The 23,529-nt window shown below is 66.7% G+C and carries 25 protein-coding genes; 7 read left to right on the top strand and 18 right to left on the bottom strand.

The genetic code is table 11. The features are described from left to right. Window positions 1–105: 105 nt before the first annotated feature. Both BM125_RS03250 and BM125_RS03245 read right to left on the bottom strand, forming a co-directional pair. Window positions 106–2,703: a GGDEF/EAL domain-containing response regulator gene (locus BM125_RS03250; protein ID WP_092404840.1), complete on the bottom strand. Its 2,598-nt coding sequence runs from the start codon at window positions 2,701–2,703 to the stop codon at window positions 106–108. Further along, the gene (locus tag BM125_RS03245; protein ID WP_092404838.1) at window positions 2,703–3,188 is read right to left on the bottom strand and encodes a hypothetical protein; all 486 of its coding nucleotides are present in this window, start codon (window positions 3,186–3,188) and stop codon (window positions 2,703–2,705) included. The genes BM125_RS03250 and BM125_RS03245 overlap by 1 nt, the downstream gene beginning before the upstream one ends. 112 nt (window positions 3,189–3,300) lie before the next feature. Between BM125_RS03245 and BM125_RS03240 the strand changes: the two genes are divergently transcribed. Beyond that, on the top strand, window positions 3,301–5,370 hold the full coding sequence (locus BM125_RS03240; protein WP_092404836.1) for a 3-hydroxyacyl-CoA dehydrogenase NAD-binding domain-containing protein: 2,070 nt from the start codon (window positions 3,301–3,303) through the stop codon (window positions 5,368–5,370). Window positions 5,371–5,394: 24 nt separating this feature from the next. Here BM125_RS03240 and BM125_RS03235 read toward each other — a convergent pair whose 3' ends face one another. The 13 genes from BM125_RS03235 to BM125_RS03175 all read right to left on the bottom strand — a co-directional run bounded on the left by BM125_RS03235 (window position 5,395) and on the right by BM125_RS03175 (window position 16,317). Continuing rightward, the gene (locus BM125_RS03235) at window positions 5,395–6,321 is read right to left on the bottom strand and encodes a ketopantoate reductase family protein (protein ID WP_092404834.1); all 927 of its coding nucleotides are present in this window, start codon (window positions 6,319–6,321) and stop codon (window positions 5,395–5,397) included. Beyond that, window positions 6,321–6,686 carry a PilZ domain-containing protein gene (locus BM125_RS03230; protein ID WP_342741286.1) on the bottom strand — a complete coding sequence of 122 codons (366 nt, stop codon included), beginning with the start codon at window positions 6,684–6,686 and terminating at the stop codon, window positions 6,321–6,323. The genes BM125_RS03235 and BM125_RS03230 overlap by 1 nt, the downstream gene beginning before the upstream one ends. Before the next feature lies 1 nt (window position 6,687). Next, complete coding sequence (gene holB / locus BM125_RS03225; protein WP_092404832.1) at window positions 6,688–7,659, bottom strand: DNA polymerase III subunit delta'; 972 nt, start codon at window positions 7,657–7,659, stop codon at window positions 6,688–6,690. Next, a complete protein-coding gene (tmk, locus tag BM125_RS03220) occupies window positions 7,656–8,288 on the bottom strand; it encodes a dTMP kinase (protein WP_092404830.1) in 633 nt (210 codons plus the stop codon). Before tmk ends, holB begins: the two co-directional genes overlap by 4 nt. Further along, entirely contained in the window at window positions 8,285–9,358 is a 1,074-nt protein-coding gene (mltG, locus tag BM125_RS03215) for an endolytic transglycosylase MltG (RefSeq protein WP_092404828.1), read from the bottom strand. The genes tmk and mltG overlap by 4 nt, the downstream gene beginning before the upstream one ends. A 45-nt stretch (window positions 9,359–9,403) precedes the next feature. Then, window positions 9,404–10,771 carry an aminodeoxychorismate synthase component I gene (locus tag BM125_RS03210; RefSeq protein ID WP_245778776.1) on the bottom strand — a complete coding sequence of 456 codons (1,368 nt, stop codon included), beginning with the start codon at window positions 10,769–10,771 and terminating at the stop codon, window positions 9,404–9,406. Between the two features lie 26 nt (window positions 10,772–10,797). After that, window positions 10,798–12,036: a beta-ketoacyl-ACP synthase II gene (fabF, locus tag BM125_RS03205; RefSeq protein WP_092404826.1), complete on the bottom strand. Its 1,239-nt coding sequence runs from the start codon at window positions 12,034–12,036 to the stop codon at window positions 10,798–10,800. Between the two features lie 209 nt (window positions 12,037–12,245). Next, a complete protein-coding gene (gene acpP, locus BM125_RS03200) occupies window positions 12,246–12,485 on the bottom strand; it encodes an acyl carrier protein (protein WP_092404824.1) in 240 nt (79 codons plus the stop codon). A gap of 278 nt (window positions 12,486–12,763) precedes the next feature. Continuing rightward, window positions 12,764–13,507: a 3-oxoacyl-ACP reductase FabG gene (gene fabG, locus BM125_RS03195; RefSeq protein WP_092404822.1), complete on the bottom strand. Its 744-nt coding sequence runs from the start codon at window positions 13,505–13,507 to the stop codon at window positions 12,764–12,766. A gap of 42 nt (window positions 13,508–13,549) precedes the next feature. Continuing rightward, window positions 13,550–14,485, bottom strand: coding sequence for an ACP S-malonyltransferase (fabD, locus tag BM125_RS03190; RefSeq protein WP_092404820.1), 936 nt, complete (start codon window positions 14,483–14,485; stop codon window positions 13,550–13,552). Window positions 14,486–14,500: 15 nt separating this feature from the next. Then, entirely contained in the window at window positions 14,501–15,472 is a 972-nt protein-coding gene (locus BM125_RS03185) for a beta-ketoacyl-ACP synthase III (protein WP_092404818.1), read from the bottom strand. An 80-nt stretch (window positions 15,473–15,552) separates the two neighbouring features. Next, a complete protein-coding gene (gene rpmF / locus BM125_RS03180) occupies window positions 15,553–15,747 on the bottom strand; it encodes a 50S ribosomal protein L32 (protein ID WP_092404816.1) in 195 nt (64 codons plus the stop codon). A 93-nt stretch (window positions 15,748–15,840) separates the two neighbouring features. Beyond that, a complete protein-coding gene (locus tag BM125_RS03175; protein WP_245778775.1) occupies window positions 15,841–16,317 on the bottom strand; it encodes a YceD family protein in 477 nt (158 codons plus the stop codon). A gap of 190 nt (window positions 16,318–16,507) precedes the next feature. Here BM125_RS03175 and BM125_RS20560 point away from each other — a divergent pair, with 190 nt between their 5' ends. The 6 genes from BM125_RS20560 (at window position 16,508) to BM125_RS03150 (ending at window position 22,236) form a co-directional block, all read left to right on the top strand. After that, complete coding sequence (locus tag BM125_RS20560) at window positions 16,508–16,954, top strand: hypothetical protein (protein ID WP_245778774.1); 447 nt, start codon at window positions 16,508–16,510, stop codon at window positions 16,952–16,954. Beyond that, a complete protein-coding gene (locus BM125_RS03170; protein ID WP_281243920.1) occupies window positions 16,951–17,547 on the top strand; it encodes a Maf family protein in 597 nt (198 codons plus the stop codon). Before BM125_RS20560 ends, BM125_RS03170 begins: the two co-directional genes overlap by 4 nt. 153 nt (window positions 17,548–17,700) lie before the next feature. After that, the gene (locus tag BM125_RS03165) at window positions 17,701–18,669 is read left to right on the top strand and encodes an AAA family ATPase (RefSeq protein ID WP_092404810.1); all 969 of its coding nucleotides are present in this window, start codon (window positions 17,701–17,703) and stop codon (window positions 18,667–18,669) included. Continuing rightward, window positions 18,666–19,655: a DUF58 domain-containing protein gene (locus BM125_RS03160; protein WP_092404808.1), complete on the top strand. Its 990-nt coding sequence runs from the start codon at window positions 18,666–18,668 to the stop codon at window positions 19,653–19,655. Before BM125_RS03165 ends, BM125_RS03160 begins: the two co-directional genes overlap by 4 nt. Beyond that, window positions 19,642–21,597 (top strand): transglutaminase TgpA family protein, encoded by a 1,956-nt coding sequence (locus BM125_RS03155; protein WP_092404806.1) that lies wholly within the window; start codon window positions 19,642–19,644, stop codon window positions 21,595–21,597. Before BM125_RS03160 ends, BM125_RS03155 begins: the two co-directional genes overlap by 14 nt. Before the next feature lie 66 nt (window positions 21,598–21,663). Next, the gene (locus tag BM125_RS03150; RefSeq protein WP_092404804.1) at window positions 21,664–22,236 is read left to right on the top strand and encodes a Slp family lipoprotein; all 573 of its coding nucleotides are present in this window, start codon (window positions 21,664–21,666) and stop codon (window positions 22,234–22,236) included. Between the two features lie 14 nt (window positions 22,237–22,250). Here the strand turns inward: BM125_RS03150 and BM125_RS03145 are convergent, their stop codons facing one another. Genes BM125_RS03145 through BM125_RS03135 form a run of 3 tightly spaced genes read right to left on the bottom strand, consistent with a single transcriptional unit; the run spans window position 22,251 to window position 23,528 of the window. Then, entirely contained in the window at window positions 22,251–22,595 is a 345-nt protein-coding gene (locus tag BM125_RS03145; RefSeq protein WP_092405166.1) for a histidine triad nucleotide-binding protein, read from the bottom strand. A gap of 10 nt (window positions 22,596–22,605) precedes the next feature. Further along, complete coding sequence (gene recR / locus BM125_RS03140) at window positions 22,606–23,208, bottom strand: recombination mediator RecR (RefSeq protein ID WP_092404802.1); 603 nt, start codon at window positions 23,206–23,208, stop codon at window positions 22,606–22,608. Continuing rightward, entirely contained in the window at window positions 23,205–23,528 is a 324-nt protein-coding gene (locus tag BM125_RS03135; protein ID WP_092404800.1) for a YbaB/EbfC family nucleoid-associated protein, read from the bottom strand. The genes recR and BM125_RS03135 overlap by 4 nt, the downstream gene beginning before the upstream one ends. Between the last annotated feature and the right edge of the window lies 1 nt (window position 23,529).

Here is a 23,529-nt window from a genome sequence, read left to right as displayed (position 1 = left end):
TTCACCGCATTTTCCCCGATCTGGCCGGCAGCGCCAGCATGCGGGGGTCCGGGCACTTCATCGAACTGCCGCAACGGCCCTATCTGTGGCCAACCTCCGCAAAGCTCAATCCTGAAGATTCGAGATCCGCGATTCCTGGTGCAGACGCTCGCGTTCGCTCAGCAGGCTCTCGAAACTGGCCGCAGGCAACGGCCGGCAGAACAGATAGCCTTGCAGGACTTCGCAGCCGAGTCCGCGCAGGAAATCGAGGTGGGCCTCGATTTCGACCCCCTCGGCGACGACCGCCCGATTGAGGTTGTGGGCCATGCCGATGGTCGCCTGGACGATGGCTTCGTCGTCCGGGTCGAGGCCGATATTGCGCACAAAGGCCTGGTCGATCTTGATCCGGTCGGCCGGAAAGCGCTTGATGTAATCGAGCGAGGACTGGCCGGTACCGAAATCGTCGATGGATATCTGGCAGCCGAGCTCGCGCAGGGCCTGCAGGGTCTCGAGCAGGTTCGGGATCGACTTGACGCTGATGCTCTCGGTGACCTCGAGATCGAGCAGATGTGCGGGCACGCCCGTCTCTTCAAGAACAGCCGCGACCAGCCCGACCAGGTTCGGCTGGCGCAACTGCAGCGGAGACAGGTTCACGCTGATCCGCAGCGGCAAAGAAAAGCGCACCTGCCAGCGCCGCGCATCCTGGCAGGCAGCGCGCAGCACCCATTCCCCGATCGGGATGATCAGCCCGGTTTCCTCGGCCAGCGGAATGAAGAAGCCCGGGCTGATCATGCCGAGCTCGGGATGCTCCCAGCGGATCAGCGCCTCCATGCCGACGATATCCTCGGTGGTGGTGTCGACCTGGGGTTGATAGAAGACGCGCAATTCCCCGTTGCGTTCGGCCTGGCGCAGCTTGGCTTCGAGCGCCAGACGTTGCTGGTGGGACTCTTCCGGCACCGCGACATAGGCCTGGTAGTTGTTGCGACCCATGCCCTTGGCCGTGTACATGGCGACATCGGCGTGCTTGAGCAGGCGCTCGGCCACGGTCGCGTCGTCCGGATAGAAGCTCAGGCCCAGGCTTGCCGTGATCTGGATCTCGAGTCCGTCCGGCAGGGTCAGCGGGGCCTCCATCACGCGCACGATCTTTTCGGCAATGCGCATGACGTCGTCGCGCTGGACGATATGGCGCAGGATCATGGTGAATTCGTCGCCGGCATAGCGGGCAACGGAATCCGAGGCGCGCACGCACAGGCGCAGGCGCCGGGCCACTGCCACCAGCACGTGGTCGCCGACGCTGTGGCCGAGCGAATCATTGATGTTCTTGAAACGGTCGAGGTCGACGAACAGCACGGCGAACATCTCGCCGGTACGGTGCGCCTCCTGGATCACCGACTCGAGCCGGTCGTTGAACAGGAGCCGGTTCGGCAGTCCGGTCAGCGCATCCTGCAGGCCCCTGACCCTGCCCTGCTCCCGGGTACGACGCAACTCCAGTTCCATGGCCAGGCGATGGGCGACCGCGCGCAAACCCTCGATGACCGGCGACTGGCGCAGGATCGGCTCGCGCCGGGCCACGATCAGGGCGCCGAGCGCCACCTTGCGTTCGTCGCAGAGCGGCAGTCCGATCAGGCATTCGAAACGCCTTTCGCGGACGAACCCGTTGTCCGGACTGAGCCGCCAGGCGTCGGCCAGCTGGATCAGCTCGTCGCCGTCGAGGACGTGCTTGAGGGTCGATTGGCGCAGCGGATCGGGGGTTTCTTCGGCCGGACTGAAGCGATGGTAGACGACCAGCGGCTGGATCTCTCCGGCCTGCTCGAGGCGCAGCGAAACCAGGGCGACGAAATCGAGCGACAGCCAGTCGACCAGGCTGCGGACCGCGGCATTGATGCCCTCTTCGCCGCCACCGGCCAGGGACAGGCTCGAAATGACCTCGAGCGCCTGCTCGTAGCGACCGAGTTCGCCGAGTTCGCGGAATGTATAGAAATGCACGACCTTGCCATCCTGCACGGCAAGCTGCACATGGACGTCGACCAGGTAGGCGCTGCCGTCGGCGTGCGGCTTCTGCGCGCGGAACTGCACGCTGCCCTCACGCTGCAGGCGCAGGTTCAGCTCGCTGCGAAGTTCCGGCGCAAGGGCGGCATCGAAATGCTCGATGCGTCCGGCCAGCAGTTGCATGCGCGAATAGCCGCTGCGCTGGATGAAGGTCGGATTGACGTCGATCAGGCGGCGTGTTTTCGGGTCGACCAGGGCGAGTTCGTCAAGGCTGCCGTCAAATGCATAGCGGTAGCGGGCATCGCTTTCCGCCGCTGCGGATCCGCCCGGCTTGCCGCCGTCATCCTGGAGCTGGGCATGGATCCGGGCCAGGGCCTCCGCCGGATTGACCGGACTGGATATCCAGTCGACCACACCAGGCGGCATGTTCTCCCAGTTCCAGACCTGCTCTGCGGAGTTCGAGGCGAGGATCCCGATCACGGGTACCGGATTCTGCGGACGATAGCGCAGCAACTCGCCGCAGAAAGCGACGGCGTCACTGGCCGAGCCGATGAACTCGAGCAGGACCAGGTCGATCTGCGGATCCTGGTCGAGGAAGGTGCGCGCCTGGCCGATGTCCTTGGCCGTGTAGATCGCGTCGAATTCCTGCGCATCGAGGGCATCGAACAGGAAGCGCCGGTCGTCGCGATCGGTGGCGACGATGAGGACGGCTCCGTTGACGCCTTCGCTGACCATCAGCTGACCCAGCGGCCGTCGCGCAAGCGCGGGCGCGCATTCGCCACTGCGCCAGGCGACATGCGCTCGACCAGGGCATCGATTTCCTGCGGAAACGCAAGCTTGCGGGCGATGAATACCATCTTGCGCTGGTTGCCCGTGCGGATCCGGGCGAATCTTCGCAACAGCGCGGTATTCGGCGGCTTGACCTGGTCGTCGAAGTCGATCAGCAGGTAAACGGCGAACTGCATGCTCTGCAGGATGAAACGCAGCGCGTCGCTGAGGCGCTTGGAGCCCGGGATGCGCAGTTCGCTCTGGCGCAGCGCGGCGATGCCGTTGTCCGGATCCCACAGGTAAACGGACTGGCCACTGCGCATGGCCAGCTGACGAAACTGCTCAAGCGTTTCGTCGATCTGGCCCGTTTCAATGCCGATCAGGTTGCCCTCGGCTCCGAGAATCTGCTCGAACAGCTTCGGCGTGACCAGCACGTCCGTCGATTCCTGCATCACCTAGACCTGCGCCCCCACCCAAGTCGCCAACAGTAGACCGATCCGGGTGCATTGACCAGAGCCGCGGCTTGCCCGGATCATAGATGTCCGCCTTTTCGAGGATCTTGCCATGTTCGAGGGACTCCGCTTCAAGCACTGGAGCAGCGAACAGGACGCCGACCGGATCGTAGTCCTCACCATCGATCGGGCTGGAAGTTCAGTCAACACCTTCGCCCGCGAGGTCCTCGACGAGCTCAATGAAATCGTCGAGCGTCTGTCATTCGAACTGCCGAAAGGGGTCGTCATCCGCTCCGGCAAGGCCGCCGGATTCATTGCCGGCGCCGACATCAGCGAATTCGAGAGCTACGGACACTCAGGCAGCGTGCTCGATGCGATCAGCTTCGGGCAGGGTGTCATGCAGCATCTGTCGCGGCTGCGCTGCCCGACCGTGGCCGCGATCCACGGCCACTGCATGGGTGGCGGCACCGAACTCGCGCTGGCCTGCCGCTATCGCGTCGCCAGCCGTGATCCGTCGACCCGGATCGGATTGCCCGAGGTCAAGCTGGGCATCTTCCCGGCCTGGGGCGGCAGCGCCCGCCTGCCCTACCTGATCGGCGCACCGAAGGCGCTCGAGCTGATGCTCAGCGGCCGCACGGTGTCGGCCGAGCAGGCCCGCGCCATGGGCCTCGTCGACGCGGTGACATCAGCGGAAATGCTGGTCGAACGGGCCCGGGAAATCGTTCGCCGCCCACCTTCGCGATCGCTGCAGCAGCGCCTCCTGGCCTGGGCCACGAATACCTGGCCGGCACGCCAGTTGCTGGCGCCGATGGTGCGCAAGCAGACCGCAGCCAAGGCCCGTCCCGAGCACTATCCGGCCCCGTTTGCCCTGATCGAAACCTGGCGTCGCGGTGGCAGCCTCGGCCAGCGGCTCCGGCATGAGGCCCGCGCCGTGGCCAAGCTTGCGCAGACGGCGACGGCACGCAACCTGATCCGCGTGTTCTTCCTGCAGGAGCGCCTCAAGGGTCTCGGCAGCGGGACTGATTCGGGCATCAGTCATGTCCATGTCATCGGTGCGGGTGTCATGGGCGGCGATATTGCCGCATGGGCGGCCTTGCGCGGCTTCACGGTCACCCTGCAGGACCGCGAGATGAAATACATCGAGCCGGCCATGACCCGCGCCCGCGAGCTGTTTTCGCGCCGCCTGAAGACCGCCGAGCGCATCGATCTGGCCCTGGCCCGACTCAAGGCTGATGTCGAGGGCAAGGGCGTGGCCAATTCCGACCTCGTCATCGAGGCCATATTCGAGAACGCGGAAGCCAAGGAAGCCCTGTACCGGAAGGCCGAACCGGACATGAAGGAAGGGGCCCTGCTCGCCTCCAACACCTCGAGCATCCCGCTCGACGAACTGCGTCAGGCGGTCAGCCACCCGCAGCGCTTCCTCGGCCTGCACTACTTCAATCCGGTTGCGCTGATGCCGCTGGTCGAGATCGTTCGCCACGACCAGCTCGACAAGACCGCCGAAAAACGTGCGCTGGCGTTCTGCAAGGCCATCGACAAGCTGCCGGTCCCGGTCCGCGGAACGCCCGGATTCCTCGTCAACCGCATTCTCATGCCGTACATGCTCGAGGCCGTGCGCCTCTATGGCGAGGGCGTTCCTGGCCCGGTGCTGGACAAGGCGGCGAAGAAGTTCGGCATGCCGATGGGGCCGATCGAACTGGCCGACACGGTCGGGCTCGACGTCGCGGCATCGGTCGGACGCGAGCTCTCGGAGTTTCTCAAGCTGGAAATCCCGAAGGGCATGGAATCCCTGCTCGAGTCGGGCAAGCGCGGCAAGAAGGATGGTGAAGGATTCTACAAATGGGAAAATGGCAAGGCGCAGAAGCCGGAGGTCGATCCCGGCTATTCGGCGCCAGCCGACATCGAGGACCGCATGATCCTGCCGATGCTCAACGAGGCAGTCGCCTGCGTGCACGACGGCGTCGTCGACGATGCCGACCTGTGCGATGCGGGCGTTATCTTCGGCACCGGATTCGCGCCGTTCCGCGGCGGTCCGATCCAGCACATCCGCGACACCGGCGCCGATCTGCTCAGGCAACGCCTGGTCGATCTGGAAAAACAGTACGGTCCGCGCTTCGCTCCGCGCGCGGGCTGGGACAGCGCGGTGTTGCGGGGCCAACCGGAGTCGGCAAAGACCGCCTGAGGATCGATTCGCCGGAGTGGACAGTCAGCGCTCGCCGCTGGCCAGGCGCGCCTCGTGAATGCGCAACTGCGCGCAGGCCGCCGCAAGCAGCGGCGCATCGACGCCGAGGGCGCCGGCTCGGCCGAGCATGTCGCCGAGGACGTGCTCGACCTCGGTGCGCTGCCCGCGCTCGACGTCACGCAACATCGAAGCCTTGAGCGGCGAATGCGGCGCGGTAAGGATGTCGAGCGCTTCCGACAGCGCGGCATCGTCAGGCGGATGACCGCTGCGCCTCGCCACTTCCGCGCATTCGAGATACATCCAGCGAATCAGCTCGGTACCTTCCGCGACCGCGACGATGGCGCCGACATTCGCCCGCATCAGGCAGGTGATGCCGGCCAGGGCGGTGAGAAAGGCGAATTTCTGCCACATCGCCGAGATCACATCGGCGCTGTGAATGACCTCCTCGGATATCGACAGGAGTCCGTCGCGGACGTCGCCGGGAACCGCCGGCGTCTCCGCTCGCGAGCCGAAGGTCAGGCGGGCGATACTGCCGACCTGGCGCACCGAGCCGTCCTCGGCCAGGGTCACCGAAATGTGGCAGAGCCCGCCGAGAACCCGGTTCCTGCCGAAAGCGGCATCGAGCGCGTCGAGATGACGCAGGCCGTTGAGCAGGGGCAATACGCAGGCTCCCGACTCGACGGCAGGGGCGATCGCGCTGATCGCCGAAGCGAGATCGTAGGCCTTGCACGAAAGCAGGACCAGATCGAACTTCGTGCCAGGCGGAACCGCAGTGATGGCATCGACCGGCCGCTGCACGGTGCCCGACGACGCGCGGATGACGAGTCCCTGGCTGGCCAGCGTGGCCGCCCGGCGCGGTCGAACGAGGAATGAGACGTCGGCGCCCGACTCGATCAGGCGATTGCCGAAATAGGCTCCGGTTGCGCCAGCGCCGAGGACCAGGACGCGCATCACATGGTATGCGTAGCGCGCTCCTGGCCGAGGATGCCGGCCAGGATCGACTCGATCTTCGTGCGCGCGGCTTCACCGTCGCTGGATTCGTTGAACTGCACGCCGATGCCGGCCGTGCGGTTGCCCTGGGCACCTGGCGGAGTGATCCAGACCACCCTGCCGGCGACCGGCAGGCGATCCTTTTCGTCCATCAGCGAGAGCAGGATGAAGACCTCGTCGCCGGGGTTGTAGCGCTTGCTGGTCGGCACGAACAGTCCACCGCCCTTCACATACGGCATGTAGGCGTTGAACAGCGCGCCCTTGTCCTTGATCGCCAGAGACAGGATTCCCTGCCTCGGCATGCCTCCAGCGGCGGGTGTCGACATCTCAGGTCCTCCGGGGCATCTGCCATGCATGCAGCAGGTCCAGCAGGACCAGTTCGCTGCGAAGTTGTGTAGCAAGCAGCTCGCGCGAGCGATTGGCCGACGCGAACCATGCGGCTAGCTTCGGTATTTCCTCGGTCCCGGTCAAGCCGAGCGCGCTCTTTCCGCCGCGAACCAGGTTCAGGGCCTCGTCGTGGACGATCGCCGCCGCGTGCCAGAGTCGCTGTTCGGGTCGGTCGGCAGACCAGGCCTCGGCCACTGCAAGCGCGTTGCCATGCCGATCGCGCAGGGACCGAAGGTCCTTGCGACATTCATTGCGCAAGCCGAGGGTATCGTCCCGGATCGCCTGCATGGCCTGGCCAGGATTGCCGAGGGCCACGGCGAGCGCTTCCTCCGCCGTGGAGACGGCGACGCCGGCAGCGACCATCCAGTCCAGCGATTCGGCCTTGTTCGGCACCTGCAGCTGGATCCGCTGGCAGCGGCTGCGGATGGTCGCCGGCAAGCGCGAAGGCTTGTCGCTGACCAGGATGATGACCGTGCTCGGCGAGGGTTCCTCCAGTGTTTTCAGAAGCGCATTGGCCGCGCTGGCATTCATCTTGTCGGCCGGATCGATCAGCACCACCTGCAGTCCGCCAAACTGGCTGGACAGGGACAGGCGTTGCGACAGGGTCCGGATCTGCTCGATGACGATCTCGGTGCGCGGCTTGCCATCGTCGCGCAGCTCGAAGCTGACGAACACGCGATCCGGGTGCGAGCCGGCCGCGAGCAACAGGCAGGCGCGACACTTGCCGCAGGCAAAGCCCGCCTCGGTGCGTGAATCGCACAGGGCGCTGGCTGCCAATGCATCGGCCAGGGCGCGCTTGCCAAGCCCCGGCTCCCCGCAGACCAGCAGCGCATGCGGCAATTCGCCGGCGCCAAGGCGCGCGCTGAGCGAATGCCAGGGTTCAAGCAGCCACGGTGCAAGCTTCGCGCTCATGGCTTCCAGTCTGCGACAAGCGCGTCGACCGCGGCAATCGCGTCGGCCGTGACGCGCGGCAACGGACGGCTCGCGTCGATCACGCGAAAGCGGTGTGGATCCGCGTCGGCGCGACGCCGGTAGGCTTCGCGCACGCGCTCGAAAAATTCACCCCGTTCGGCTTCGATGCGATCGGGTCGCCCGCGTTCGCCCGCACGTGCCAGGCCGAGACTGACCGGCAGGTCGAGCAGGATGGTCAGGTCGGGGCGCAGCCCCTCGGCCGCCCAGACCTCGAGGTCCTCGATGCGTGCGCCGGGCTGTCCGCGCCCCCCGCCCTGGTAGGCGAAGCTGGCGTCGGTAAAGCGGTCGGCAAGCACCCATTCGCCCCGCTCCAGCGCGGGACGGATCAGTTCGCGCACGAGCTGCGCGCGCGCCGCGAACATCAGCAGCAGCTCGCTCTCCGCGCAGACCGTGCCGAGTTCCGGATCGAGCACGATCGCCCGGATCGCCTCGCCGAGCGCGGTTCCGCCCGGTTCCCGGGTGACCTGCAGGCGAATGCCAGAGGACTCGATGTGCTCGCGCAAGGTCTGCAGGACCGTGCTCTTGCCGGCACCCTCGCCTCCCTCGAGCGTGATCAGGCGCCCTTTCACCGTTGCCTGCTCCGGTTCAGGTAACGCGCCACCGCACGGTTGTGCTCCTCCAGCGAGGCCGAGAATTCGTGCCGACCGCTGCCATCGCCGAGGGCGACGAAATACAGCGCATTGCCCGCGGCCGGATGCAGGGCGGCCTCGATCGCCGCCAGGCCGGGCAAGGCGATCGGCGTGGGCGGCAGGCCGTCGCGCGTGTAGGTGTTGTACGGGGTGTCGGTTTCGAGATGGCGGCGCCGGATATTGCCGTCGTACTGCTCGCCAAGGCCATAGACGACGGTCGGGTCGGTCTGCAGCCGGATGCCGATACGCAGGCGCCGTGCAAACACACCGGCAATCCTGGCCCGTTCGTCACCGACGCCGGTCTCCTTCTCGATGATCGAGGCGAGGATCAGCGCTTCGTAGGGGCTGGCCAGGGGCACCTGCGGATCGCGCAGCGGCCAGAGCCGGTCCAGGGCCTTTTTCATCGCTTCATGGGCACGCTCGAGCACGAGCATGTCGCTGTCGCCCTTGACCCAGGCGTAGGTCTCCGGAAGGAACCAGCCTTCGGGCTTGCCGTCCGCAATATCGAGCCTGGCCGCGATCGCGGCGTCATCGAGGCCCGGCAGGCTCTGCTGCAGGCCGCTCTCGCTGGCCAGGGCCAGCCGCAACTGGCGGAACGTCCAGCCGTCGACGATCGTGAAGTGGTGCTGGACCACCCTGCCCTCGGCCATCATCGCGATCAGCCCGCGCGGAGTCAGGCCAGGCTGCAGCGCATATTCGCCCGCCTGCAGGCGCGAGGCCACGTTCATTTCGCGTGAGAGCAATTTCCAGTAGAACGGTGAGCCGTCCGAGATGTGCTCTCGCCGCAACTGCCGGACGATGTCCCTGAACGGCGTTCCGCGCACGTAGTCGATGGTCCGGGCCTGCTCCAGTTGCAGCGGCGCATCGGCGAAGCGCCGGTAATCGCGCCAGGCCAGCCCGGCGACGACGCCGACGGCGGCGAGGGCGGCGAGGACCAGCAGCAGCCACCAGCGCACGCGTCCGCGCGCGCTTTTGTAGTTGGTTCGCCGGTTTTCGAAAATGCTGTTCATCGGTCGAAGCGTAGCAGGATTGGGTTATCGAATCGGCGTAGCGGATCAGCGATCCAGGCCGAACGCACGCAGCATTCCGCGCGCCTTGGCCCGGGTCTCGGCGAGCTCGGATTCGGCGTCCGAGTCGATCACGATACCGGCCCCGGCGCGCAGCCGGATCTCGGCACCGCCGATGTCCAGGGTGCGGATGAGGATGTTGAGGTCGAGATCGCCGTTGTTGTCGAGGTAGCCGAAGGCGCCGGTGTAGCAGCCGCGTGGCGATTGTTCGAGTTCGGCGATGATTTCCATGCAGCGCACCTTCGGGCAGCCGGTGATCGTGCCGCCGGGAAATACGGCGCGGATGACCTGCCCGGGGCTCGTGCCCTCGCGCAGGCGGCCGCGCACGTTGGAGACGATGTGGTGCACGTGGGCATAACTCTCCACCACCATCAGCTCGTCGACCTCGACGCTGCCCGGAACACAGACGCGACCGAGGTCGTTGCGTTCGAGATCGATCAGCATGACATGTTCGGCGCGCTCCTTCGGATGCGCGACCAGTTCGCGAATGCGCGCATCCGCATCGTCTCCCTCGAGGCGCGGGCGGGTGCCGGCAATCGGTCGCGTCTGCACGCGATCGCCATGGCATTGCACCAGCCGTTCGGGAGACGAACTGGCCACGGCCCAGCCGGCATGCTGCAGGAGGCCGGCAAACGGCGCCGGGTTGGCGCTTCGCAGGGCCGCATACACGGCTGCCGGTGCCGCCGGTTCGGCCAGCGAAAGCCGCCACTCGCGCGACAGGTTGACCTGGAACACGTCGCCGTCACGCAGGTAGTCGTGGGTCCGCGCGACCGCATCGAGAAAGCGCAGCGGTTCGTCCTCGGCGATCGTCGCGACCTGCAGGGCCGCATTGCCGGGGGCCACGGCGCGCGCGAGGTCGGCCTCGATCTGGTCGAGCCGGTGCGCATGGCCATGCTCGGCGATCAGGAAGGTCTGACCAGCGAGATGATCGACAACCACGGCGACCGGGCAACGCAGGGCCAGGGCCACCGGCTGGCCGGCCGGCGACCGCGGCAGGCGCAGCCGCGGCTCGATTTCGCCGGCCAGTTCATAGCCGAGGTAGAGCAGCCAGCCACCGTGGAACGGCAGGCCTTCGGCACCGCGAAACCCGTCGCGCGCGTCTTGCCAGGCCTGATCGAGGGCGGCGAGGAATCCGTCGCCGGCCCGATCGCCGTGGACGCCGTGGACGCGGCCTTCGGCATCGAGCCACAGCGACTGCTGCGGGTAGGCCAGCAGGATGTCGAAACGCGCATTGGCCGTGCCATCGGCGGCACTCTCGAACAGGCCCGGGTAGCGATCCGGGTCCAGCGCGGCGAGGCCGAGCAGGTCACGACGACCGGCCAGGCTGCGGATCGAGGGGGGTGTACGCTCCGGCACGACGGCGGTGCCTGTCCCGATCGCGATCAGATCTTGCGGAACACCAGGGTACCGTTGGTGCCACCGAAGCCGAAGCCGTTCGAAACGGCGATCGAAATCTTCTTCTCGCGGGCCACATTGGGCACGTAATCGAGATCGCAGCCTTCGCCCGCGGCATCGAGGTTGATGGTCGGCGGAATGATCCCGTGATGAAGGGCAAGTATGCTGAAGATCGCTTCGACGCCGCCGGCCGCACCGAGCAGGTGGCCGGTCATCGACTTGGTCGAACTGACCATCGTCTTGTAGGCGTGATCGCCAAGCGCCCGCTTGAGTGCATGCGTTTCAGCAACGTCGCCGAGCGGCGTCGAGGTTCCATGCGCGTTCAGGTATTCGACCTGTTCGGGATTGATGCCGGCATCGTTCATGGCGGAGACCATGCAGCGCGCGGGACCCTCGCCGTTCTCGCTCGGCGCGGTCATGTGGAAGGCATCACTGCTGCTGCCGCTGCCGGCCAGTTCGCAATAGATGCGCGCGCCGCGGGCCTTGGCCGACTCGTATTCCTCGAGGACGAGGATGCCGGCGCCGTCGCCGAGCACGAAGCCGTCGCGATCCTTGTCCCAGGGGCGACTGGCCGCCTGCGGATCGTCGTTGCGCGTCGACATCGCCTTCATCGAGCAGAAACCGCCGACCGCGGTCGGCACCGTGGCGTATTCGGCGCCGCCGGCGATCATGACGTCGGCATCGCCGTACTGGATCAGACGCATGGCCATGCCGATGCTGTGGTTCGAGGTGGCGCAGGCCGAGACGGCGGAAAAATTGGGTCCCTTGATGCCGGTCATGATCGACAGGTGACCGGCGACCATGTTGATGATCGTCGACGGCACGTAGAACGGCGAGATCTTGCGCGGGCCGCCTTCGTGCCAGGCAACTGTGGTCTTTTCGATACCGGCAATGCCGCCGATACCGGAACCGATCAGCGCGCCGGTGCGCTCGGCGTTCGCTTCGGTGATCTCGAGCCCCGCATCCTGCATGGCCATGAGACCCGCGGCGACACCATAATGGATGAAGAAGTCCATCTTCTTCACGTCCTTCGGCGGGATCCAGGTCGCCGGATCGAAGTCGCGAACCTCGCCGGCAATGCGGGTCGGGAACGCCGTGGCGTCGAAATTCGTGATCGGGCCAATGCCGCTCCTGCCCGCAGTGATGTTGCCCCAGGCGGTGGCCAGGTCATTGCCGACGGGGCTGACGATGCCGAGGCCGGTAACGACGACGCGACGCTTGTTCATGCTCGAGTATCCGCAGTGCTGGGAACCGGTCGGCGAACATACGCCGGCGTAGTGTTCCCTGTCCTCAAAATGAAAGCTGCGCCTCGTGGGCGCAGCTTGGCGAATCGCTGGTGATCGGATCGGCCCCGGAAGCCGGTTGCCGGGGTGACGGGCCGGTGCCGATCATGAAGGGTCGGCGCCGGAAAGCATGCGCTCCGGCGCCCGGGAAATCAGGACTTGACGTGCGCCTTGACGTAATCGACGGCCTGCTGGACCGTGGTGATCTTTTCGGCGTCTTCGTCGGGAATCTCGCACTCGAATTCTTCCTCGAGAGCCATCACCAACTCGACCGTGTCGAGCGAATCGGCGCCCAGATCGTCGACAAACGACGCATTTGGCGTGACTTCGTCTTCCTTTACGCCCAACTGCTCGACGACGATTTTCTTGACGCGTTCTTCGATAGTACTCATGAGTTTGTTGTCTCCCGATGGGATCTCGTTTCGTGATTCGGATTGCGGAACACCGGTGGCGTCAGGTTGGCCCAGGTATCCGCTACACAGCGATGCGTGCTGCGAGGCGCCGCGAATTGTAGTGGAACGTGTCGATACCCGCTACCGCCAGAAGAAGCGCGGCTCAAATGGTCGCGGAATGACCAGGCGCGGTCCCGATGCGTTCGACGGCCAGCAAGGCCTGCCGATTGTAAGGGATAGCATGGGCCGCGCGCCCGTCCACGCAAGCATCGACATATTCAGGCCATATGCATGCCGCCGTTGACGTGCAGGGTTTCGCCGGTGATATAGGCGGCGCCGGGCGAGGCCAGGAAGGCGACCGCATGGGCGATGTCGTCGGCTTCGCCGAAACGCTGCAGGGCGATCTGTCCGAGCAGCGCGCTGCGCTGCTCTTCGGCTAGGGCGCGGGTCATGTCGGTGTCGATGAAGCCCGGCGAGACGACGTTGACCGTGATCCCGCGCGAGCCGATTTCGCGCGCCAGCGATTTCGAGAAGGCGATGATGCCGGCCTTGGCCGCGGCATAGTTGGACTGCCCGGCATTGCCGATCGAACCGATCACCGAGGCGATGCTGATGATGCGCCCCTTGCGCGCCTTCATCATGCCGCGCAGGACCGCCTTGGAGGTGCGGAACACGGAACTGAGGTTGGTGTCGAGAATGGCCTGCCACTCCTCTTCCTTCATGCGCAGGAGCAACTGGTCGCGCGTTATCCCGGCATTGTTGACGAGGATGCTGACCGCGCCGAACTCCTCGGCCACGGCGCCGATCAGGGCGTCCACCGCGGCGCTGTCGCTGACATCGAGCACGCGCCCGCTGCCACCGTGCGCTGCCAGTCGTTCCGCGATCGCCCGGGCTCCGCTCTCGCTGGTCGCGGTACCGATGACCGTTGCGCCATCGGCAGCCAGACGATCGGCAATGGCCGCACCGATACCGCGGCTTGCACCGGTCACCAGGGCGACCTCGCCTTTCAATATTGAACTCATGTGGGGATCCTCAGACAGCGAATAATGGCGACAGCGGTCGGCTCAGCTCCATGCCTCGCGCGCCGCCTCGAGCTCGGCGGGCGTGCCGAGCGCATGCATGTCAATGCTGCGGTCGATGCGTCGCACAAGACCGGCCAGCACCTTGCCCGGGCCGCACTCGGCCATCTTCTTGACGCCGGCGCCGGCCAGGGCCTGCACGCAGCCGGTCCATTGCACCGGCAGATAAAGCTGGCGGACCAGCGCCGCGCGGATGTCGGCCACCGTGGCATGCACGCTCGCATCGACGTTCTGCATGACCGGAATCTGCGGCTCGCGCCACTCGTAGGCGCCCATCGCCTCGGCCAGGCGGTTCGCCGCCTCGCGCATCAGGGGCGTGTGCGAGGGCACGCTGACCGCGAGTTTCACGACCTTGCGCACGCCATTCTCGGCGAGCTTCGCGATCGCTGCGTCGATGGCGACGGCATGTCCGCCGATCACGATCTGACCCGGCGAATTGTAGTTGGCCGGGACCACCACGTGATCGCCCGAGACCTCGCGACAGATCGACTCGACCAGTGCATCGTCGGCGCCGATCACGGCCGCCATGGCTCCGACGCCGGCCGGCGCCGACGCCTGCATGGCCTGGCCGCGAATACGCACCAGATGCGCGGCATCGCCCAGTTTGAGGGCGTCGCCAGCGACCAGGGCCGTGTATTCACCCAGGCTGTGTCCGCACAAATGCGAGGGCGTCGGCGCCGCCAGCTCTTGCCAGACCCGCCAGACCGCGATGCCGGCCGCAAGCAGGGCCGGCTGGGTGTATTCGGTCCGGTTGAGCATCTCCTCGGGACCGCCCTGGGACAGGTGCCAGAGATCGATGCCGGCGCCATCGGAGGCGTCGACGAAGGTCTGGCGCACGACCGGAAACTCATCGCTGAGCGCCGCCAGCATGCCGACGCTTTGCGAGCCCTGGCCCGGGAAAAGGAACGCTGTCGAGCTCATCGTGTGCTCCGGAAATCAGTAACGAAGCAGCGCGGAAGCCCAGGTGAAGCCGCCGCCGAATGCTTCGAGGAGGATGTTCTGCCCGCGCTTGACCTTGCCCGAACGAACCGCTTCGTCGAGGGCCAGCGGCACCGACCCCGAGGAGGTATTGCCGTGTCGGTCGACGGTGACGATGACGCGCTCCATCGGCAGCTTGAGGCGCTTGGCCGTGGCTTCGATGATGCGCAGGTTGGCCTGGTGCGGAATCAGCCAGTCGACCTGGGATTCGTCCATGCCGGCCGCTTCGAGGGTTTCGCCGACGATGCGGTCGAGGGTCTTGACCGCGACCTTGAACACTTCATTGCCGGTCATCATCACGCGGATGCCGTGGTTCGGCTCGTCGTCGCGGAAACCGGCCGAAACGCCGACCGGGTTGTACAGCAAATGCTTGTAGCCGCCATCGGCGTGCAGCTTGGTCGTATAGATGCCCGGCTCCTCGGCGACCTCGAGGACCACGGCGCCGGCGCCGTCGCCGAACAGCACGCAGGTGCCGCGATCGCTCCAGTCGAGCATGCGGGTCAGGGTTTCCGCACCGACCACGAGCGCCTTCTTCGACTGCCCGCTGCGAATGAAGGCATTGGCCACGCCGAGCGCATAGACGAAGCCCGAGCATGCGGCATTGACGTCGAACGCGGCGCAGCCGTTCGCCCCGAGCCGATGCTGCAGCAGGCAGGCGGTCGAGGGAAAGATGATGTCGGGGGTAGTCGTGCCGAGCACGATCAGGTCGATTTCGGAGGCCTCGACACCGGCCGCCTCGAGGGCCCGGGTCGCGGCATGGAAAGCCAGATCGCCTGTGGTCTCGCCATCCGCAGCCTTGCGTCGCTCACGGATGCCGGTACGGGTCCGGATCCATTCGTCGCTGGTATCGACGAACTGCTCCAGATCCTTGTTGGTGACGATTTTTTCCGGCAGATAGCTGCCGGTGCCCGCAATGCGTGAGTAGAACAGAGCCGTTTCTCCCGAACAAATGGAAACGGCGGAACCCCGGGTCGGGGCGTCCGCCGCTTCAGCGCATCATCCGTGCGGAATCAATCCGCGTCGGCGACCGGGGTCTTGCTTTCGATCACCTTCTTGCCGCGGTAGTAGCCATCCTTGGTGACGTGATGGCGCAGATGCACCTCGCCCGAGGTCGGGTCGGTCGCCAGCTGCTTTGCGGTAAGGGCATCGTGCGCGCGGCGCATGCCGCGGCGGGACGGGGATTTACGACTTTTGGCGACTGCCATGACAACTCTCCAGATGAATCCAGGCTTGCGTGCAAGCGTAAGTAATGAAACTGACCAGGGTGGCGCGACACCACGGCATCAGGAGATGCCTGTTCAGTGTCGCGAACTCTTCAACTGTCCCAGTGCGGCGAACGGATTCGGCGACTGGCCGTCCTCCGGAGCGGACCCGGCGGTAACCGGCACCTGCTCCAGCGGTGCGCCCGGACTCAAGGGCACCAACGGCAATGCGAGGATCAACTCATCCTCGAGGACATCCTTGATGTGCAACTGACCGTCGGTCACGAGCAACGGCTCGTAACCCTCGGGTAACGCATTCTCTTCCCGCTCGTCCCGCAACAATCCGAGTCGCTGGCTGATGCTGCACGGCTGCACGAAGACGTTCATCGTGCGCTGGCATACCAGCGGCAGCCCCGTATCCACACGGATATCGACGAATTCAACGTCGAACTCGTCGATGCCGAATTCGACCCTGTAGACGGCGTCTCCCTCGGCCGAAGCCAGCAGGTCCCGCAGGCGCTCGAGCTGCCGTAACGGCACCGTTCCTTCGAACACGCGCCCGCCCTGCACCATGCGCCAAGGATCCACACTGTCTGGCAAGGTGTCTGGCATGGGCGCGCGATGGTAGGTGCGAGCGTTGCCGATGTCAAATCGCAAATCGGCGCAAGCAGTTGACCGGGACCGCAATTTTAGCGCTTTCCGCGAGGAATTGCTGGGCGGGCCGGCAACCGGCAGACTGGTGCCTTTTCCGGGGGAACCACGCTTGCTGGACTACCTGCTCATTGCTGCGCTGCTGCTGGCTCCGATTCCGATCTTCGTATGGATCAGGGAACGTCGCCTCGGAGCGCGCACCCGCGAGTTGCGCAGCGTGCTCGACCACGCCGATGCCCTCGAGCACGAGTTGCAGGAGTGCCGCGCCCGGCTGCGTGAAATACCCCCCCTGGTCAGCCGCCTGCCGCCGGCGATCAGCCTGTCCGCGCACGCGACCCTGACCGCCGAACCCGAAGTCCAGGCGGCTCTCCACGACCTGCTCCAGCATCGGCTATGGCTCAAGCAGTTCGGCGCCGACGCCTCGCTGGCGGAACTCAAGGCCGCCTCGGCGGCGCTGGTCCACTCGCGCGAAAAGCTGGCCCTGCAGCTCGACCGGCTCGACGAGGTGCGCAAGGAACTGGCCAGCGCCGGCGGCGACATGGAGAAGACCCACTCGTGAGTGGCCGTGGTCCCACGCTGGTCCTCGCCTCGACCTCGCCCTACCGCGCGCAGATGCTGGGCCGGGTCGTGGCCGACTTCCGCAGCATGGCCAGCCACGTCGACGAGACGCCACGGGATGGGGAATTGCCGCGCGACACCGCGTTGCGGCTGGCCATCGGCAAGGCCAGGGCCGTGGCCGCCGACTGCACCGACAGCCTGGTCATCGGCTCCGACCAGGTCGCCGAACTCGATGCGCGCCCGCTCGGCAAGCCGGGCACCGCCGAACGCGCATTCGCGCAGCTCAGGCAGAGCTCGGGCAGGATGCTGAGCTTCCACACCGCCCTCTGCGTGGTCGACACGCGCGCCGGAGCGATGACCGTGCGTTCGGCCATCGACACGACCCGGGTGCACTTTCGCGAGCTCGGCGACGCGGAAATCCATCGCTACCTCGAGCTTGAACGTCCGTTCGACTGCGCCGGCAGTTTCAAGGTCGAGGGGCGCGGGATCGCCCTGTTCGAACGCATCGAAAGCGATGATCCCAGTGCCCTGGTCGGGCTGCCCCTGATCGCGCTGTGCCGCCTGTTGCGCGAAGCCGGGCTGGCCATTCCCTGACCGGTCTGCCTGGCGCCGACCACTGGTCGATGCAGGGGCATGAGCGGAGCCGCAACGGCGGCGGCCGGGTCGCCTGCCGCTGCGGGCAGAGGCTACACTGGCGACCGCAGCCCTTAGGCCGTGCAGCCCGTCTCCGCAACCACCCTGCAGCCCATGCCTGATACGCCCGTCGCCCCCGAATCCGCCGTCCCCGGACTGGCCGCCGACCTGCGCGAGGCCCTGGCCCGCAGCATCGTCCAGGTCAACGGCATCCTGCTCGGCAAGAAACAGGAGGTGCGCCTGGCCTTCGTCTGTCTGCTCGCCGGCGGGCACCTGCTCATCGAGGATCTGCCCGGAGTCGGCAAGACCACGCTGGCCCATGCCCTGGCGATTACCCTGGGCCTGGATTTCCAGCGCGTCCAGTTCACCAGCGACCTGCTGCCGTCGGACATCATCGGGGTCAGCATCTACGAGCGCGATCCGGGCAGCTTCAAGTTCCACAACGGTCCGGTCTTCACCCAGCTGCTGCTGGCCGACGAAATCAACCGGGCCACGCCGAAGACGCAGAGCGCCCTGCTCGAGGCCATGGCCGAAGGCCAGGTCACGATCGACGGCCGCACGCATGCCCTGCCTGCCCCGTTCTTCGTCGTCGCGACCCAGAATCCGGTCGATTTCGCCGGAACCTACCCGCTGCCCGATTCGCAGCTCGACCGCTTCATGCTGCGCATGAGCCTGGGCTACCCGGATCCGGAATCGGAGCGTTCGATGCTCGGTTCGACGGATCGCCGGCAATTGCTCGAACAACTCGGCCCCTGCCTCGCTCCGGATCAGATCCTGGCCCTGCGCAAGGCGACCGCGTCGGTACTGGCCAGCAGCTCGCTGATCGCCTACGTGCAGAACCTGCTCGAGGCCAGTCGCCGCCATGCCGAGATCCGGATCGGCCTTTCGCCACGGGCCGGCCTTTCCATTCTCGCGGCGGCGCGCGCTCATGCCCTGCTCGGCGGCCGCAATTTCGTCGTCCCCGAAGATGTGCAAAAGGTCTTTCCGTACATTGCCGCGCACCGACTGAGCCTCGGATCCGGCTCGCAGACGAGTCGGGCCGCCGTGGTTGCCAGCCTGATCGAGAACACGCCGGTGCGATGAGCGCCCTCGGCGCAAGGCTCGAATCGACCTGGCAGAAGCTGCTCGCGCTGGCCGAGCGGCGGCTGCCGGCGCTGACCCGCCTGCGCGCCGCCGAGGCCCTGCCGATCCGCTTGCACCGGCGGCGCATCTACGTCCTGCCGACGGCCTTCGGCATCGGATTTGGCGCGCTCCTCGTCATCATGCAGCTCGGCGCGCTCAACTACGCCAACAACGCCGCCCTGCTGCTGACCTGCTTTCTCGCCGCCGCCGCCTGGATGAGCCTGTTCGCCGGATTCCGCACGCTCGCCGGCCTCGAGCTGGTTGCGATCCATGCCGCCGAGTGCCATGCCGGCCACGCGCTGCCCCTGACGCTGCACTTTCACGCATCGGCGCGTGCGCGGCCCAGCCTGCGCCTGCGCATCGGCACGCACCTGTTCGCCTTCGCCCTCGCAGCCGGCGACGGCGCCGGGGTCGCCATCCAGCTGCCCGCGCCGCGGCGAGGCTGGATGCGACCCGGGCGCATGAAGCTCTGGACCGATCAACCGCTCGGCCTGTTCGTCGTCTGGAGCTGGATCAACCCGCAGACCTCGATTCTGGTCTACCCGGCGATCGAGGAATCCGCTCCGCCGCTTCCGCATGGACCGGGCCAGCTCGGCGAGCGCTTCAGCGCCGGTGACGGCGAGGAGTTTTCCGGCCTGAGGGAGTACCGCAGCGGCGATCCGCAGCGACGCATCGCCTGGAAAGCCTCGGCCCGGCACGACGGCCTGCTGGTCCGCGAGAGCGAGGTGCCGGTCGATGACAATCGCGTGCTCAGCTACGCCAGCCTGCACGGCCTCGATCACGAGGCACGCATCCGCCGCCTGACCGCCTGGGTGATCGCGGCGGATGCGGCCATGCTGAGCTACGCCCTCGAACTGCCCGAGCTGCGCATCGGCCCGGGGCTTGGCCACTCCCACCGGCACGCCTGCCTGCGTGCGCTGGCCCTGATGCCCGATGCGCCTCAGTAACCGCCAGTTCAACCTGCTCGCCGTTTCCGCCCTGATCGCGGTTTCGGCCCATCTCGCCCGCCTGCCCTGGTGGCTGTCGATCGCCCTGGTCGCGGTTCCACCGCTGCGCATGTTCAGCCGTGCGCGCAGCGCCAAGGCCATATCGGCCTGGCTGCGCGTGCCGCTGGTCCTGCTGCTGGTTGCGGTGGTCATTCTCAACTACGGAAACCTGTTCGGCCGCGAACCCGGCAGCGCCCTGGCCTGCGGCCTGCTCGTGCTGAAGCTGCTCGAGAGCGAACGCATCCGCGATGCACGCACGGCGGCCGCGTTCGCCGCATTCGTGCTCATGAGCGCGCTGCTGTTCACCCAGTCGATCGGCTACACCCTGCTCGTCAGCAGTTGCCTGATCGTCCTGCTGGCCACCCTGAACGCCCTCGAGCCTGCTCCGCTCGACAGCAACCGTCCGCTTGGCGCCGAGTTGCGCACGGCGGCGCTGTTGCTGGGACTGGGTGTGCCGCTGGCCGCCGCGGCATTCCTGTTCACGCCGCGCCTGGGTTCGCCCTTGTGGGGCACACCCGGCGCTTTCGCTGAGGCCCGTACCGGGCTGGATGACCACATGTCGCCGGGTTCGATGACCGAGTTGCTGGTCGACGATTCGCCGGCTTTCCGGGTCCGCTTCGAGACGGCGGCACCGGCGCCCAGCGCGCGCTATTTCCGTTCGATCGTGCTGCCGCGCTTCGACGGGACCACCTGGACGCGCCAGGAAGCGCCGGCGCAGCCGGGGCTGGAACCCGTGGTCGGCGAAGCGCCACCGATCGACTACGAAGTGACCTTCGAGCCAAGTCATCGGCCGTGGCTGGTTGCGCTCGACGTGCCGCTGTCCGCCGACACCGGCCTGCGCATGCGGCCCGACCGCACCCTCAGCGCGGTAGGCGGCATCCGCAATCCGAACCAGTATCGGGCGCGCTCGGTGCTGGCCTATCGGCTGGCCCCGGATCTCGATCCGGTCGATCGCCAGCGTGCCCTGCAGTTGCCCGAAGGCTTCGATCCGAAGACCCGCGAACTGGCCGGGCGCTGGCGCAGCGAAGGCCGCAACGACGACGCCGTCATCGCCAGCGCGCTGGCCATGTTCAACGCCCAGTTCACCTACACCCTGTCGGCGCCCCTGCTCGGACGCAATTCGGTCGACGATTTTCTCTTCGATACCCGGGCCGGCTTCTGCGAGCACTTCAGCTCGGCCTTCGTCGTGCTGATGCGCGCCGCCGGCATCCCGGCGCGCGTGGTGACCGGCTACCAGGGCGGCTGGTGGAGCGACGTCGGTGACTACCTGCTGGTCCGACAGTCGGATGCACATGCCTGGTCCGAGGTCTGGCTGCAGGGTCGCGGCTGGGTGCGTGTCGATCCGACCGCGGCGGTCAACCCGCTGCGCATCGAATCCGGGGCAGATGCCGCAGCGGGCGACCGGGCCTGGTATTCGGGGTCCTGGTGGCTGCCCCTGCGCAATCGGCTCGATGTGATCAACCGCCTCTGGACCCAGTCCGTCGTGCAGTTCAACGCGCTGCGCCAGAAGAGCCTGCTCCAGCCGATCGGCATTTCGAGCGCGGACCAGCGCGACCTGTTACTCGCCCTGGCCGGTGCATTCGCCGCCATCCTGCTCTCGGCCTCGCTCTGGGTCATGCGCAGCGGGCGTTCGACCCGCCACGATGCCCTCGATGCCGCCTGGGGCCGCCTTTGCCGGCGCGTCGCCAGGGGCGGCGTTCGCGTGCGCGACAACGAAGGGCCACTCGATTTCCTCGATCGCAGCCGCGCCGCCTTTGTCGATACACCGGAACGGGCGCGGCTGGAAGACCTGGTCGACGCCTATGTCGGACTGCGCTACGCGGTAACCGAACCGGTCTTGGCCGAGGTTCAGGCATTCGCGCGCAAGGTACGGGAATTCCGTGCGCCGCCAAGGGTCCAATGACCGACCCGAACGCCAACCGCCGACGACCGCGAACACCACGATGAACGCATCCGAAGGAGCCCCCTCATGCACAAGTCCGTCCTGCTGACGCCTCTCATGCTTGCCCTGGCGGCCTGTGCGACCGTCCCGGCCCCGCTGAACGGGGAATTTTCTTCGCTCACGCCCCAGCAGAGCCTTTCCGGCTCGCATTCCGGTGAACGCGTGCGCTGGGGCGGCGAGATCATCAAGGTCGAGCCCGGCGAATCCTCGACCTGCTTCGAGATCCTGTCGCGCGAACTCGATGCCAGCACGCGACCGCGATCGCGCGATGCCAGCGAGGGGCGCTTCATCGCCTGCCGGGCAGGCTTCTACGATCCCGAGGTCTTCGTCAAGGGCCGCGAGCTGACCGTGACCGGCAGCGTCAGCGGCACCCAGGTCGGCCGCGTCGGCCAGTTCGACTACACCTATCCGAGGATCGCGGCCGACACGATCTACCTGTGGCCGAAGCGGCCGGTCATCATCCGCCAGTCCGCCGTCTGGCCCTATGACCCGTTCTGGGGGCCCGGTTTCGGACCCTATTGGGGCCCCGGATTCTGGGGCCCGCCGCCGGTCATCATCGTCAAACCCGCGCCGCCCCATCCCGGCGACGGCAAGCGATAGCCTTTGAGATACACCTAGCCCGGCGGCCAGGTCATCTGGCGACCGGCCAGCAGGTGCAGGTGCAGGTGGTAGACACTCTGGCCGCCATGGCCATTGCAGTTGATCACGCAGCGGTAGCCGTCTTCGGCGAAACCCTCGCTGCGCGCGTAACGGGTCGCGGCGAGGACGAGCTTGCCGATCAGCGTCGCATCGCCGTCCTCCAGATCGTTGAGCGTGGCGATCGGACGCCGCGGAATGAACAGGATGTGGGTCGGTGCCTGCGCGTTGACGTCGCGGAAGGCGAGCACGTCATCGTCCTCGTAGACGATATCGGCCGGAATCTCGCGTCGGATGATCTTTGCAAATATCGTGTCGCCCACAGCAGTCTCCTCAGAGCAGCGACTGGCGCCCGCCGAAGGCATGGGCCAGGGTGCCGCGATCGATGAATTCGAGTTCGCCGCCGAGCGGCACGCCATGGGCCAGCCGGCTGGCCCGCACGTCGGCCGCCCGGGCCAGCTGCGAAAGCATGTGCGCCGTGGCTTCGCCTTCCACGGTCGGATTGGTGGCCACGATCATCTCCTCGATTTCGCCCTCGGCGAGGCGCGCGGCCAGCAGGTCGAGGCCGAGTTCCTTCGGCCCGAGTCCGTCCAGCGGCGAGAGCCGGCCGAGCAGCACGAAATAATGTCCGCGATAGCCCGTGGCCTGCTCGATGGCGAGCTGGTCGACCGGTGTCTCGACGACGCAGAGCAGGTGCTTGTCGCGCGAGGCGTTGGCGCAGAATGAACAGACCTCCTGCTCGCTGAAGCCGCGGCAGCGGCGGCAGTTGCCGACCTTTTCGACCGCCACGGCCAGCCGCTCGGCCAGTCGCCGGGCGCCGGGCCGGTCGCGCTCGAGCATATGGAAGGCCATGCGCTGGGCGGTCTTGGCACCGACCCCGGGCAGGCAGCGCAGGGCCTCGATCAGGTCGGCCAGCAGGGGCGAACCGGTGCTCAAAACGGCATCTTGAATCCGGCCGGAAGGTTGAGGCCGGCAGCCAGTCCGCCGAGGCGCTCCTGGCTCAAGGCGCCGACCTTGTTGACCGCATCGTTGATCGCCGCGGCAACCAGATCTTCGGCCATTTCCGGATCGTCGGCAAACAGCTTGCGGTCGATATTGACCCGGCGCACCTCGTGCCGACCGCTCATGACGACGCTGACCAGGCCGCCGCCGGCCTGGCCGGTGACCTCGAGCTGGGCCAGCTCTTCCTGGGCGCGCTGCATGTCTTCCTGCATGCGCTGGGCCTTCTGCATCAAACCGGCGAGCGGACCTTTCATC

Origin of the sequence: Dokdonella immobilis (genome assembly GCF_900115085.1) — a bacterium.
GTDB lineage: Bacteria > Pseudomonadota > Gammaproteobacteria > Xanthomonadales > Rhodanobacteraceae > Dokdonella > Dokdonella immobilis.
The sequence above is the reverse complement of the archived record's forward strand: the minus strand, read 5'-3'. Positions and strand labels throughout refer to the sequence as shown.